Source organism: Rheinheimera lutimaris (assembly GCF_013283795.1).
GTDB lineage: Bacteria > Pseudomonadota > Gammaproteobacteria > Enterobacterales > Alteromonadaceae > Alishewanella > Alishewanella lutimaris.
Genome location: NZ_JABSOD010000002.1, coordinates 25,666 through 39,747, shown reverse-complemented (window position 1 = coordinate 39,747; position 14,082 = coordinate 25,666). Strand labels below are relative to the sequence as shown.

Below are 14,082 nucleotides of genomic sequence, written 5' to 3'. Positions count from 1 at the left end.
CGTCAACTGTGGCGGCGCAACATTCTGCTAACTACACTTAAGCCGTCATGACAAACAAATCGCCGCATTTGCATCGCGAGGCAAACCTGATCCAAATGTTGGACCCCATGGCCACCGACTGGAATCAGGCATTGCCCACCCCTGATAGCACAGTAACCAGTAAGCTGGTTGCTGCGCTCGACTTTTCCCGCTTAAACACCTTATTTGAAAACTTCCTGCAGGTGATGAATGTGCCGATAGCGTTAATTGATCTGCACGGTAAGGTGCTTGCATCATCGCGCTGGCAACGGGCCTGCGTACAGTTTCATCGCCAGTCAGAATCCACCTTACAGCGCTGTCTGGAGAGTGATCGGGATTTAGCGCTACAGTTAGAACAAGGCAAAAACTATTCTGTTTACCGCTGTCGCAATGGTTTAACTGACTGTGCCACACCAATTGTGCTCGATGGCGAACATATTGCTAATTTGTTTATTGGCCAATTTCTGCTGCAGGAGCCGGATCCGGCGTATTTTACGGAGCAAGCCGCACAAGCCGGGTTTAACAAGGATGAATATCTGGCAGCGCTGGCAGAAGTGCCGATTGTCGATGAAAGCAAACTACCGGCAATGTTAAATATGCTGGCATCGTTGGCGCTGCAAATTACCGAACTTAGCCTGGTTAACCTGCAATATCAGCGCAACTTACAACACATCGAACAACAGGTACTGCAACGTACTCAGGAACTGACACTGCAAAATCAGATTTTAAGCCAGATCAGCGAAGGTGCGGCGTTAAAAACGGTATTACATAATTTGGTTACCCAGGTAGAGCTGCAGCACCCCGACATGCTTTGCTCAATCTTACTGCTGGATGAAGACGGCAAGACCTTGCGTCATGGCGCAGCTCCCTCGTTACCGGATGCATACAACCAGGCGCTGGACGGCGTTGCTATTGGCGTGGGTGTCGGTTCTTGCGGTACCGCAGCCAGTATCGGTGAAACCGTAATTGTGGCCGATATAAGCAGTCATCCATACTGGCAACCATACCAGGCACTGGCGGAAATGGCGCAGGTAAAATCCTGCTGGTCACAACCGGTTAAGAATGCCCGGGGCAAGGTACTGGGCACCTTTGCGATTTATCAGCGGCAAACAGCAGAGCCATCAACTGAACTGCTGGAAAAAATTAAAACCTATGGCAATCTGGCAGAGCTGGCAATTAGCCGTAGCCTTAGCAGCGCAAAAATTCGCCGGCTGGCGTTTTATGACAGCCTGACCGGCCTGGCGAACCGTCGCCTGCTGGAAGAGCATTTGCTGCAAGCTATTGCTGCCGGCAAACGCAGCCAGAAATACTGCGGTCTGATGTTTATCGATCTGGATAACTTTAAACCGGTGAACGATATTTACGGCCACCGCATGGGCGATAACCTGCTGGCCGAAGTAGCCCACCGTCTGCAAAGCTCAGTGCGCTCTGCCGATACAGTAGCGCGCTTTGGTGGTGATGAGTTTATTGTATTGCTACGTGATATTGATACTGACACCCACCGCAGCCAACAGCATATGCAACTTGTCGCAGCCAAGATAGTTCAGGAACTGTCGCGGCCCTACCCGGTTACAAACAGCAGTATGCACCAATGTGCCTGTAGTATTGGTTTAGTGCTGTTTAAAGGCGACACCGACTGTGACGAGCTGTTGCGCCAGGCCGATACTGCCATGTATCAGGCCAAACGTAAGGGCCGGAATCAACCCTGCTGGTATACAGCTCCTTAGGCACTGAAGCACTTTAAACTAATTGACGCAACTCTGAGCGCAATCATCGCATTAAAATGTAACAGCCTTTGTCTGCATCTTGACAAGCCCGCCGTTGAGACAGACTATAAGCCCCGTCTTGCGTTTAACACTTCTGTTAACACTAAAATAAAAAGAGTTTCTATGAAAAAATCCTTACTCGTACTGGCTTTAGCCAGTAGCTTCGCCATGGCAGATGAAGGCATGTGGATGCCTCAACAGCTGCCGGACATTGCTAAAGAATTAAAAGCCGCTGGTTTAGCACTTAACCCGGCTGATTTAACCAAGCTAACCGAATTTCCGGCAGCGGCCATTGTAAGTTTAGGCGGCTGCTCTGCCTCTTTTGTTTCACCCAATGGCTTAGTTGCAACCAACCATCACTGTGTCTACGGCAGCATTGCACATAATTCCACACCGGAAAACGACTTACTGGCCAATGGTTTTTTAGCCAAAACCCTAAGCGATGAAGTTGCCGCAGCCCCGGGCAGTCGTATTTTTGTTACCAAAGCCGTAGATAACGTCAGCGACAAAGTGATTGATGCCAGCACGGCTAAACTGAGCGGCAAAAAGCGTATTGATGCCATTGAAGCTAACCAAAAAGCCATTGTTGCTGAATGCGAAAAAGACGAAGGCCACCGCTGTACGGTGGCGGCCTATTACGGCAGTCTGGAATTTTACCTGATTAAACAGCTGGAAATTAAAGATGTGCGTTTAGTACATGCGCCGGCTGAGGGTGTGGGTAAATTTGGCGGAGATACCGACAACTGGATGTGGCCACGCCATACCGGCGATTACAGCTTCTACCGCGCTTACGTAAGCCCTGAAGGTAAATCTGCCGATTTCAGCTTGGATAACGTGCCTTATAAGCCAGATTATCACTTAACCCTGGCTAAAGACGGCGTAAAAGCCGGCGACTTTGTTATGGCACTGGGTTACCCGGGCCGCACTAACCGTCATCGGTTACCCAGCGAAGTCAGCGACACCTTCGAATGGGCCTACCCTAACACGGTAGCGCAATTTAAAAATACGCTGGACATTATCGGCCGCGAAACCGCCAATGATAAAGACGCTGAGCTGAAATACGCCAGCCGTGTCGCCGGTTTAAACAACTATATGAAAAACCGCCAGGGCATGCTGGACAGCTTTGCTGACAGCGATTTTCTGGCACGTAAAACAGCTGAACATGCTGAACTGACCAAATGGGTTAACAGCAGCCGCGACAATAAAAAAGCCTATGCTGATGACTTAAAAACCATCGAAAAGCTACTAAAGCAGCGCCAGGACAAAGACCATAAAGACTATTTACTGGATAACGCCAAGCCACGGCTGTTAACAGTCGCTGGCGCGTTATATCGCTTAGCAGAAGAAAGTACCAAACCCGATACAGAGCGTAAAGCCGGTTTCCAAAGCCGCGATTTACCGCGCTATAAAGCCTTTGTTGCCGGTATGGAGCGTAATTTTGCCGTTAGCGTGGAAAAAGCATTAGATTTATATAACCTGGGCCGTTATGCCGCCCAACCGAAAAAACTGCGCGATAGCGATTTTGATAAGGTGATGGGCATTAAAGATGGCATGACTGAACAGCAGCTTAAAACGCTGATCGACAGCTGGTATGCCAACACCACGTTAACTGCGTTGGATAAACGTAATGCTCTGCTTGAGATGACGCCGGCACAAATCGCTCAAAGCGACGATGCCTTTGTTAAAGCGGCAGTTGCACTGCACAAATGGAATTTAAAGCAAGAGGCGGCGGAAGAAGAGCTGGCCGGTAAAATTCAGCAGGCTTATGCCAGCTATATGCGCGCTAAAATTGCCTTTATGCAGTCTAAAGGCCAGGCGGTTTACCCGGATGCTAACAGCACCCTGCGCATTACTTACGGTAACGTGACAGGTCGCGGTCATGGTAATGAAGATGGCAACGCCTGGGCGCCGTTTACCACGCTGCGCGGTATTACCGCTAAAGCCACCGGTGAAGGTGAATTTAACGCACCGCAAAGCCAGTTAGACGCTATCAAAGCCAAACAATATGGCCCGTACAAGGTAGACAGCTTAAATTCGGTACCGGTTAACTTTTTGGCCACGCTGGATATTACCGGCGGTAACTCAGGTTCGGCAGTACTTAACAGCAATGCCGAGCTGGTTGGCTTAGCCTTTGACGGTACGTTGGATTCGATTATCTCTGACTGGGATTACAACCCGGACAACACCCGCTCTATTCAGGTAGATCACCGTTTTATGCTGTGGCAAATGCAGCTGGACGGCGCTGAAAACCTGTTAAAAGAAATGGGTGTTAAATAAACATCCGCCAAAAGGGCCGCAAGGCCCTTTTTAATTCACAGCTTCGAGTCGAACCGACTTGTCCACACAGACACGCCGTAAATACGTCCCTGTAGGCTCGATTCTCACTAAATCCGGGCCTTATCTCTAATTTGCCTTCTCCAATAATTCCGCCGCCAACCGGACAAAATCCGACGAAGTCAGAATACCTTTTAGCTTATTGTTTTCATCTACCACCGGCATACAGCCATGACGGTTCTTGACAAAAAAACCGGCTACGTCTTTTAAAGATTGCTCCGGTGTAATAGCAGCAAAGTCAGTTGCCATCATATCAGCCACCAGCTGTTGCTTTTCTTTGCGCTCCAGCGCGGTAGCACCATATTGCGCCATTAAGCCCATTACCTTAGCCACCATAATTTTCTGCGTTAGCATACCCACCAGCTCGCCTTTAGCGTCAATAACCGGGATGTGACGAATGTTTTTATTGCGCATTAAATCATGGGCGTCTTTTAAGCTGGCGTCCCGTGTTACGCATAGCGGATCAATCGTCATTAATTCAGCAACAGTGGCAATAGTCATACATAGCTCCTTTAGCAATATCCGGATATTAACTGATAGATATAGCGAAAAATGACCGCTGCTGCACCGAACTGGATCAACTTTTTTCGCGTACGGCCAATAAAATTGCCTAGTTTAGCAACAGCTGAAAAATATAAATCTGATCTTATTTTGCCGCCGTGGCGTTGTTATAGCCGACTGTTATGTCCAACTTTGCACTAAAAAAGGAAATATTATGAAACTGTCACATCTTATTACCGGTTCTTTATTACTTGGCTCACTGCTGATTACTGCTCAGGCGCACAACCATAAAATGAAGGCCGATATTGTTGACACCGCCGTGGCTGCAGGCAATTTCTCTACTTTAGTAACCGCGGTGCAGGCTGCTGAGCTGGTTGATACGCTGAAAAGCAAAGGCCCTTTCACCGTATTTGCGCCTAACGACGCTGCTTTTGCCAAAATCCCTGCAGCAGATTTAAATGCCCTGGTAGCGGACAAAGCTGCACTGACTAATGTACTGACGTACCATGTGGTAGCAGGCAAAGTAATGGCCGCTGATGTGGTAAATCTGACGTCTGCCAAAACAGTACAGGGCCAGGATTTAGCAATTGAAGTAAAAGATGGCAAAGTCTATGTAAACGGCGCTCAGGTGATTGCCACTGACATTGAAACCAGCAATGGTGTCATTCACGTGTTAGACAGCGTGGTTATGCCAAAATCTTAAGGTATAAGTCTTGATACGTAAGCCTTAATTACGCCGTTACCTCCTCTGAGGCAGGTTTTGCCTCAGAGGACGTTAACGAACTGCCAAGCGACGCCATAATTACCAAAGCAATCGCTAACCACTGCCATAGCGTCAATAGTTCGGCCAGTATCAAAAAACCCGCCAAAGCCGCAATAGCCGGCTCCATGCTCATAAACACACTGAAGTTTTGTGATGTCATATTTCTAAGCGCTACCATCTCTAATGAATACGGTAAGGCGCTGGATAAAATACCCACTACCAGCCCCAACGGCAACACTTCCCAACTCAGCAGCGCCATACCCTGACTGATGGCACCAACGGGCACCAAAAACGCAGCCGCCACCGTCATGCCCAGCGCCACCGTAATGCCGCCTGAGGCCTGCGCATTTGTTCTTTTACCAAATAATATATAGCCTGCCCAGCAGGCGCCGGCAGCCAGTGCTAACACCACACCAACCGGATCTAATGCATCCACACCGCGCATATCCGGCAACAACAATAAAATACCGGCGATGGCAAAACCGACCCAGATTAAATCGCGCTTACGCCTTGAGGAAAACAGCGCCACCGCCAGGGGCCCGGTAAACTCCAGCGCCACGCCAATACCAAGCGGAATACGCGCTATAGCCAGATAAAACAAAATATTCATTCCGCCAAGACATACGCCATAAGTAACGATAGCAGTCCAGTCGCGCCTGGTATTTGGCAAGCTGCGCCATGGCCGGAACACCAGCCACAGTACCAGCGCCGAAAAACCCAGCCGCAGCGCAGTAGTGCCTTCCGGGCCTATCAGCGGAAATAATTGTTTGGCGACAGAGGCGCCGGATTGAATAGTGATCATCGCCAACACCACGCTGACAATAGCCACAACGATACTGCGATTAAGCAACACAGGCATAAACGATATAGTCCAACAGGAAAGCACACCAGGATAAGACGCTAATTGTAGCCCGCGACAAGGGTAAAAGTATCGCTGCACGCACCGTATTGCGCCATTTTTGCGTTATTACAGGGCAAATGGTAGCCCACCGGCCGGCAGCCCGTCAGCATTTTCGCCACAGCGTCAGAAAAATATCATTAGTTAGCAATAATTTAGTCGCAAAGCCGCTCTACACTGCGCCAGACCATAGAGCTGGCATGGCGTCTGCTTTAGCCACACTAACGGTATTTATGCTCATCCGCGTGTTTTGTCCTCTGACTAAGGAGCATTTGTATGACCGGATTACATAACCGCAGCCATCCACTGCGCGATGTATTGGATAAAGAACTGCAACAACGCACTTTTCCGGCGCTCAGTGCCCCATGCCGCTTGTGCCAGTTTATGCTGACGGTGTCACCGGCATCGCGCAGCAGCGAACTGAGCTTTATGCAGCAGCTGGCCAGTCAGCAAGGCAGCCATTTCAGTGAAACCGACCATGATATTAATCTGCCACTGTTCGGTGGCACACTGCGCTTTGAAAAACACGGCGAGTTTTCCAGCTATGTGTTTATTCAACCGGGTAGTGAAAAACAGCTGTTTGACGATCCGCTGGATTTTTTACCCGGCAAAAACTGGCTGGATGATATCCCGGGTCAGGTTTTTCGCGTGGTGCAGCTAAGCGTGGTTACGCCGGCGCAGCTAAAAGCAAACGGCAATATTAATATGTTGTTTAACCCGGATAACTGCATCAGCAGCCTGCTGGCGGGACAAAAAGCACGTATCTGGACGGATTTTCAAAAACATGCTGAAGGCGCCGGCCGTATGCTGTTACTGGATCAGGGTTTAAGCCCGGCAGCGCTGGGGCGCCTGGTGCAGCAACTGTTCGATTTGGGTAACTACCGCAAGCTGTCTTTGCTGGGCTGGCCGATGTCACGCCAGGCGCTGGCCAAGCTTAATCTGCTGGAGCAACAGCTGTCAGATATTACCCAACGCATAGAACATCAGCGCAGTGATGACGAACGCTTACTAAACGAAATTACCACTATGGCGGCGCAAACTGAACATTTAATAGCCGAAACCAGCTCACGTTTACAAGCCACGGCAGCGTATTATCAACTTACGCTGGATAGAATAAAAGGCTTAAATGAAACGCCGATAGAGGGCTTGTTATCCTTGCAGGACTTTACCGAGCGGCGCTTAACGCCGGCCTTTCGTACCAGCGAGTCAGTGGTGTTTCGCCAAAATGCGCTGTCGGGCCGGCTTGGCCGCTCTACCGAGTTACTACGCACCCGCATCAATTTAAAATTAGAGCAGCAAAATCAGCAGCTATTAGCGTCAATGGATAAACGCGCCAAACTGCAGCTGAATATGCAGCAAATGGTAGAGGGTTTATCACTGGTGGCCATCAGCTACTACGCCGTGCAGTTGGCTGACAAAGCGCTGTATGCACTGAGTTACTGGTTACCCGGGCTTAATGTCGGTAAATGGCAGAGCATAAGTTTGCCATTGGTGGTGGTAATTGTCGCTGGCGTATTGTTGTGGATAAACCGTCAGTTGCACCGCGATAAATCAACTTGAATAACCGGGCTGCGGTTTAACTGTGTGCCGCGCGCTCATCCAGACACTCATAGGAGCCCATTTCAAATTCGCGGCAAATCCACGGCCGGTTGTCATAGATGGTACAGCTTAAGGTGTCGCGATCTAACGCTGAGCACCAGCCATCGGCTAAGCGCAGCATAGTTTCGCCACCATCGGCAGCAACGGCTATATGCTCTGCCGGCACACCGGTATCGGAGATCAGCATCACTTCCAGCCGGCAACAACTGGCGCGACAGTTAGTACAGCTGACTTGTGACGCCGGTAAGTTAGTTATATCAATTTGCATCAGGATCCAAGCTAAAGGTTAGTGGCGCCATCATACTCTCTCTGCGGCGCTGCCGAAACCTGAAGATGTAACACTGCTCTGCTTGAGATTTCGCCGGCTTAGTGCTTTACTTGCGATCCCCTGACGAAATGGATCTGACATCAGTGCTGCGCGTTATTCTGTTTGCTTGTTACTTTAGCGGAGCTTTAGCCAGCCTTGTAGTGCAATCTGCAGAGGTTGAAGCTGACAATGGCAAAAAACAACTGAAGTTATCCCCGGACGACAGGCCACAAGCACTGCCAATACAGCCACAGCGTAAAGCCCTGCCTCAGGTTGCGGTTTATAAATCATTAAAAAACGATGGCACAGCCATTTTTTCTGATCGCCAGCCATTAAACCGGCCTTACCAGGTAGTGCGGTTTGATTGCTTCGCCTGTGATCCGAAATCAAAGGTCAACTGGCACACTACCCCGCTTTACATCCGGCCTTATAACCGCTTAATCAGTGCTGCTGCCACAGAACATCAACTGGACCCGGCGTTAATCCGTGCAGTGATCCATGCCGAGTCGGCGTTTCGCCCGGCTGTAGTGTCACGCAAAGGTGCGGTTGGCTTGATGCAACTGATGCCGAAAACCGCAGCAGAACTGGGCGTAGCCAATTCTAGCGCACCGGAGCAAAATATCGCCGGCGGCAGCCGTTATCTGGCTCAGCTGTTAAAGCAATACAATGGTGAAATGGCGCTGGCACTGGCGGCTTATAACGCCGGTAGCAGCAATGTGCGGCGTTACAATGGTATTCCGCCGTTTGCCGAAACCCGGGCTTATGTTGAGCGGGTGACTATTTTACACAAGCGCTATCAGCAGGCCGGTTAAACCGCCGGCGCGGCTGGCCTGGTTAACGCGGCGCGCATAATATCCTTCCACGACACCAACCCTATTAAATGTTTTTGGCCGTCGACAACCGGCAAACAACCGATATTGTGTTGCAACAACAGTGCGGCTGCTTGTTTTACTGTGGTGTTTTCGTTAACGGTAATAACCGGTGACACCATAACCTGATGTACCTTGCGGCTGCGGATAAACAAGCTTATTGCCGGGTCACTGGCCGAGTCCATTACCGGGCTCAGCTCACGAAAGTAATCTTTCACTGACACTATACCCACCAACCGGTTGCTGCTGTCTGTCACAGGCACGTGCTGAAACCGGGCTTTGGCAAAAACATCACGTAGCGAGGCCAGGCTGGCATCAGCCGCAGTAGTTACAAGGCGGTTACGATGGGTCATAATTTGTGCAATGCTCATGTACCGCCTCCAAAGGTTGCAACCGCTTATTCGTCTTTGTTTTCAAAGCCTTCAATTGTCACGCCAGACAGAAAACCTGCGCCTTTGGTGTCGCCGCTACGCAGCTTGATCATCAAACGCAGGTCGTTTGGTGAATCGGCATGATGCAGCGCATCGGCGTAACTGATTTGACCGCGCTGATATAAGTCATACAGTGCCTGGTCGAAGGTTTGCATGCCCAGCTCACGTGATTTGGTCATTACCGCTTTAATTTCGCCCATTTCGCCCCGGGCAATTAAATCGGCAATCAGCGGCGAATTAAGCAACACTTCTATCGCTGCAACCCGACTTTGGCCATCGGCCGTCGGCACCAGTTGCTGTGCTACGATACCGCGCAGGTTAAGTGATAAATCGAACAACAGCTTCTGGTGCATTTCTTTCGGCACCAGGTGCATTATGCGGTCTATCGCCTGGTTAGCATTATTGGCATGCAAAGTAGCAATACACAGATGGCCGGTTTCGGCAAACGACAGCGCATATTCCATAGTGTCCTGGCTGCGTATTTCACCAATCAGGATAACGTCCGGCGCCTGGCGCAACGAGCTTTTCAGCGCAGCTTCAAACGACTCGGTATCAATGCCTACTTCGCGCTGGGTAATTAAGCTTTTATGGTGTTCATGCACGAATTCAATCGGATCTTCGATGGTAAGAATATGGCCCTTGGCATTTTTATTGCGATAACCCAACAGTGCCGCCAGCGAGGTTGATTTACCGGTGCCGGTACCACCGACAAACAGCACCAAACCACGCTTAGACATAATCACTTCTTTCATAATGGGTGGCAGGCCCAAATCATCCACGTTCGGAATTTGGGTAACAATACGCCGCACCACCATGCCGGCGCAGTCACGCTGCCAAAACGCCGAGATCCGAAAACGCCCCAACTCATTGGCTATGGCAAAGTTACATTCTTTGCTGGTCATAAACTCTTGTTGCTGCTTGTCGTTCATCGCCGACAACACCAGCTTTAATGAGCCGGCATCAGTTAGCGGTGTCTCGTCTATCGGCAACAGCTCGCCGTTGATCTTTGCCGCCACCGGCATGCCGGCGGTAACAAACATATCCGAGGCTTTTTCAGCCACCATTTTCTCAAGAAAGTCATCCAGTTGCATAAGCTGTTATATCCTGCCCATGGCGCCGAAAGTGTTTTTATCCTGGGCTTTGGCAGCCGCATCTTTTTGCGACACCAAACCACGGTTGACCAAATTAACCAGACACTGATCCATGGTTTGCATGCCGTGCGCGGCGCCGGTTTGGATCACTGAATACATCTGGGCAATTTTATCTTCGCGAATAAGGTTACGAATAGCCGGTAAACCCACCATAATTTCATGCGCTGCTATACGGCCACCACCAACCTTTTTTAACAGGGTTTGCGAGATAACCGCACGTAACGATTCAGACAGCATTGAGCGTACCATGTCTTTTTCTTCGCCCGGGAACACATCGATAATACGGTCGATGGTTTTCGGTGCTGAGGTGGTGTGCAAGGTACCAAACACTAAGTGACCGGTTTCTGCAGCTGTCATGGCTAAACGGATAGTTTCCAAATCACGTAACTCACCTACCAGGATAACGTCAGGATCTTCGCGCAGCGCTGAGCGCAGAGCATTGCTGAAACTGTGAGTATCACGGTGCACTTCACGTTGGTTAACCAGGCAGGATTTATTGTTGTGGACAAATTCTATCGGGTCTTCAATGGTCAGAATATGATCATGGCGCGTGGTGTTAATATAATCGACCATCGCCGCCAAGGTGGTACTTTTACCTGAGCCGGTCGGCCCGGTTACCAGCACCAATCCGCGTGGGTTATCGGCAATTTTTTTAAAGATATCCGGTGCGCCCAAATCGTCCAGTGTCAGCACTTCGCTGGGGATGGTACGGAACACGGCAGAAGCACCGCGATTCTGCACAAAAGCATTCACCCGGAACCGGGCCAGGTTAGGCACTTCAAAAGAAAAATCTGATTCCAGGTTTTCTTCGTATTCTTTACGCTGCTTGTCAGTCATAATCTCGTACACTAACGCGTGCACTTCTTTGTGTGACAAGGGTGGAATATTCAGCTTACGCACGTCGCCGTCGACGCGGATAAGTGGTGGTACACCGGCTGAAAGGTGTAAATCCGACGCTTTATGTTGCACACTAAAGGCCAATAATTCGGTAATATCCATGACAATTTTTACTCCGCTTTGCCAATTAATATGAATAACATAGCAGAACAACTGGGCCTCGCCTATCACAACCTGAACGAAAAATGCAGCGCGCTGGCCATAGTAGCCAATAAGCCGCTGTTACTGGCGGTAAGCAAAACCAAACCATCCTCCGCTATCGCGTCAGCGTACTTAGCCGGGCAGCGGCATTTTGGCGAAAATTACCCGCAGGAACTGGCAGAAAAAGCCGCAGCATTGCAGCAATACCGCGATATTGTCTGGCATTTTATTGGCCCGCTACAATCAAATAAAACCAAATTAGTGGCCGAACACGCGCACTGGGTTCATAGCATTGACCGGCTGAAAATTGCCCAACGCCTGGCTGCACAGCGTCCTGAGACTATGCCTGCGCTTAAAGTGTTACTGCAAATTAATATCAGCAATGAAGCCAGCAAAGCCGGTATAGCGGCAACAGAGATGCTGGCACTGGCAGATGAAATAAGTCAGCTTGGTACGCTGGAACTAAAGGGCCTGATGGCGATACCGGCTCCAGGGCAAAGCGAAACGGCATTTGCGGCTATGCAGACGTTATCCATCAAGCTGCAGAAAAAGTACCCGAACGCCACCGAATTATCGATGGGAATGTCAGATGACTGGCCGCAGGCTCTGCGATACGGCGCAACTATGATACGATTAGGCACCGCAATTTTTGGTGCACGGGACTACGACAAGGAATGAACACACAGATGAATGACAATATGGTCGCCTTTATCGGAGCCGGTAATATGGCGCGCTGCGTTATTGCCGCTATGGTCAACGCCGGCTATCCGGCCGACAACATTATTGCTGCCAACCGCAGCCAGCCCAAGCTTACTGCCCTGGCGGCAGATTTTGGCATTCACGCTACGCTGGACAATATTGAAGCGGTTAAAAAAGCCGATGTCATTGTGTTAGCTGTAAAACCACAAATGATGCAAGAGCTGTGCGAAGCATTAATCAGCGCCGCGCCGGAAATCGGCGAAAAACTGTTTGTTACCCTGGCAGCCGGTATTACCGTGGCACGCTATCAACAGTGGCTGGGCCAGGTGCGTTTAGTCCGGGCTATGCCAAATACTCCGTCACTGGTTGGCCTTGGTGTTACCGGTTTATTACCTACCGCCTGCTCAAATTATGAAAAAGCCTTTGTTGATCATATGTTCAGCGGCACCGGTATGAATGTTTGGTTAGACAACGAAGCACAAATTGACCACGTTATTGCCGTTACCGGCAGCTCTCCGGCGTATTTTTTCTTTTTTATGCAAGCGATGCAGCAAGTGGCAGAGCAACTGGGTTTTGATGCGACGCAAGCCAAAAAAATGGTGGCACAAACTGCACTGGGCGCCGCAACGATGGCACTTAACAGTGAGCACAGCTTTGCCGACTTACGCGCCCAGGTAACCTCTAAGGGTGGCACTACACATGAGGCTGTCACCACTTTTGCCAACCAGGGCCTTGAAAAAATGGTTTCAGATGCCATGTATGCCGCTATTAAGCGGGCGCAGGAAATGGCGCAGAGTTTGTAATTTTCATCGTTTTTATACTTTAAGTTGCGGAGAACCCGATGCAAGCTGTGCTATTTCTGATTGATACTGCCTTTAGTCTGTACCTGATGGTGGTTATTTTACGTCTGTGGCTGCAACTGGTGCGGGCGGATTTTTACAACCCGTTCAGCCAGTTTGTGGTGAAGGCAACCAATCCGCTGGTACTGCCACTGCGCCGTATTATCCCGAGCTTAGGCCGTCTTGATACCGCCACTCTGTTACTGGCCTATGCCATAATGCTGGCCAAACTGGTGATCCTGCAACTTATTCAATCCGGCCAGGTATTGCTGGTGCCAAGTCTTATTTTGTCGCTGATTTTCCTGCTGAAAGAAATCTTTACCTTACTGTTCTGGATCTTAGTGATCCGCGCCCTGCTCAGCTGGTTTAGCCAGGGCAGAAGCCCGGTAGAAAACGTAATGCTGCAACTTACCGAGCCGCTGTTACGGCCGATACGGCGTATTTTGCCACCGCTGGGCGGCTTAGATTTATCAGTGCTGGTGGTACTGATAGGTTTGCAGTTTTTAAATATTTTATTCAGCAGCTGGTTTCCGGGCCTTTGACGGCAGCCACACTTAACGGTACAACACTGCGCTTAAGGCTGTATATTCAGCCCAGAGCCAGCCGCGATGACTGGGTAGGTCTGCATGGCGATGAAATTAAAGTCGCCATTACCGCACCGCCGGCAGATGGCAAAGCAAACAGCCATTTGCAGAAGTTTCTTGCCAAAAGTTTTGCCGTGGCCAAATCACAGGTCGTGATTGAAAAAGGTGAGCAGAGCCGGCATAAAACCGTACTTATCCTGTCGCCGGTAACGTTACCGCGCCTGATAGAAAACCAACTGACAGACACCTGAGTAACTATACTTAACAGCCATAGCTGAAACCGGG

The 14,082-nt window shown here is 49.9% G+C and carries 15 protein-coding genes; 9 read left to right on the top strand and 6 right to left on the bottom strand.

Features of this window, described 5'->3' with window-relative positions; translation table 11 throughout:
- Positions 1-47: 47 nt before the first annotated feature.
- Entirely contained in the window at positions 48-1,745 is a 1,698-nt protein-coding gene (locus tag HRH59_RS01740; protein WP_173499556.1) for a diguanylate cyclase domain-containing protein, read from the top strand.
- Between the two features lie 162 nt (positions 1,746-1,907).
- The gene (locus HRH59_RS01735; protein WP_173499555.1) at positions 1,908-4,061 is read left to right on the top strand and encodes a S46 family peptidase; all 2,154 of its coding nucleotides are present in this window, start codon (positions 1,908-1,910) and stop codon (positions 4,059-4,061) included.
- 126 nt (positions 4,062-4,187) lie between these two features.
- On the opposite strand, the gene HRH59_RS01730 is transcribed toward HRH59_RS01735, so the two are convergent.
- Positions 4,188-4,619, bottom strand: a complete 432-nt coding sequence (locus tag HRH59_RS01730) for a CBS domain-containing protein (RefSeq protein WP_173499554.1) — start codon at positions 4,617-4,619, stop codon at positions 4,188-4,190.
- Between the two features lie 214 nt (positions 4,620-4,833).
- Here HRH59_RS01730 and HRH59_RS01725 point away from each other — a divergent pair, with 214 nt between their 5' ends.
- Entirely contained in the window at positions 4,834-5,322 is a 489-nt protein-coding gene (locus HRH59_RS01725) for a fasciclin domain-containing protein (protein ID WP_173499553.1), read from the top strand.
- Between the two features lie 28 nt (positions 5,323-5,350).
- Here the strand turns inward: HRH59_RS01725 and HRH59_RS01720 are convergent, their stop codons facing one another.
- Positions 5,351-6,241: an EamA family transporter gene (locus tag HRH59_RS01720; protein ID WP_178089458.1), complete on the bottom strand. Its 891-nt coding sequence runs from the start codon at positions 6,239-6,241 to the stop codon at positions 5,351-5,353.
- Positions 6,242-6,556: 315 nt separating this feature from the next.
- Between HRH59_RS01720 and HRH59_RS01715 the strand changes: the two genes are divergently transcribed.
- Positions 6,557-7,840, top strand: a complete 1,284-nt coding sequence (locus tag HRH59_RS01715; protein WP_173499552.1) for a DUF3422 family protein — start codon at positions 6,557-6,559, stop codon at positions 7,838-7,840.
- 16 nt (positions 7,841-7,856) lie between these two features.
- Here HRH59_RS01715 and HRH59_RS01710 read toward each other — a convergent pair whose 3' ends face one another.
- The gene (locus tag HRH59_RS01710) at positions 7,857-8,147 is read right to left on the bottom strand and encodes a YkgJ family cysteine cluster protein (RefSeq protein WP_173499551.1); all 291 of its coding nucleotides are present in this window, start codon (positions 8,145-8,147) and stop codon (positions 7,857-7,859) included.
- Positions 8,148-8,275: 128 nt separating this feature from the next.
- Here HRH59_RS01710 and HRH59_RS01705 point away from each other — a divergent pair, with 128 nt between their 5' ends.
- Positions 8,276-8,998: a lytic transglycosylase domain-containing protein gene (locus HRH59_RS01705; protein ID WP_173499550.1), complete on the top strand. Its 723-nt coding sequence runs from the start codon at positions 8,276-8,278 to the stop codon at positions 8,996-8,998.
- On the opposite strand, the gene HRH59_RS01700 is transcribed toward HRH59_RS01705, so the two are convergent.
- Genes HRH59_RS01700 through HRH59_RS01690 form a run of 3 tightly spaced genes read right to left on the bottom strand, consistent with a single transcriptional unit; the run spans position 8,995 to position 11,636 of the window.
- Positions 8,995-9,426, bottom strand: coding sequence for a CBS domain-containing protein (locus HRH59_RS01700; RefSeq protein ID WP_173499549.1), 432 nt, complete (start codon positions 9,424-9,426; stop codon positions 8,995-8,997). The two genes, HRH59_RS01705 and HRH59_RS01700, sit on opposite strands and share 4 nt — an antisense overlap.
- A gap of 26 nt (positions 9,427-9,452) precedes the next feature.
- Complete coding sequence (locus HRH59_RS01695) at positions 9,453-10,577, bottom strand: PilT/PilU family type 4a pilus ATPase (RefSeq protein WP_173499548.1); 1,125 nt, start codon at positions 10,575-10,577, stop codon at positions 9,453-9,455.
- A gap of 6 nt (positions 10,578-10,583) precedes the next feature.
- Positions 10,584-11,636 (bottom strand): type IV pilus twitching motility protein PilT, encoded by a 1,053-nt coding sequence (locus tag HRH59_RS01690; RefSeq protein WP_173499547.1) that lies wholly within the window; start codon positions 11,634-11,636, stop codon positions 10,584-10,586.
- A 30-nt stretch (positions 11,637-11,666) separates the two neighbouring features.
- Between HRH59_RS01690 and HRH59_RS01685 the strand changes: the two genes are divergently transcribed.
- Genes HRH59_RS01685 through HRH59_RS01670 form a run of 4 tightly spaced genes read left to right on the top strand, consistent with a single transcriptional unit; the run spans position 11,667 to position 14,048 of the window.
- On the top strand, positions 11,667-12,353 hold the full coding sequence (locus HRH59_RS01685) for a YggS family pyridoxal phosphate-dependent enzyme (RefSeq protein WP_173499546.1): 687 nt from the start codon (positions 11,667-11,669) through the stop codon (positions 12,351-12,353).
- A gap of 8 nt (positions 12,354-12,361) precedes the next feature.
- Entirely contained in the window at positions 12,362-13,177 is an 816-nt protein-coding gene (gene proC, locus HRH59_RS01680) for a pyrroline-5-carboxylate reductase (RefSeq protein ID WP_173499545.1), read from the top strand.
- A gap of 38 nt (positions 13,178-13,215) precedes the next feature.
- Positions 13,216-13,755, top strand: coding sequence for a YggT family protein (locus HRH59_RS01675; protein ID WP_173499544.1), 540 nt, complete (start codon positions 13,216-13,218; stop codon positions 13,753-13,755).
- Positions 13,752-14,048: a DUF167 family protein gene (locus HRH59_RS01670; RefSeq protein ID WP_173499543.1), complete on the top strand. Its 297-nt coding sequence runs from the start codon at positions 13,752-13,754 to the stop codon at positions 14,046-14,048. The genes HRH59_RS01675 and HRH59_RS01670 overlap by 4 nt, the downstream gene beginning before the upstream one ends.
- Positions 14,049-14,082 lie beyond the last annotated feature (34 nt).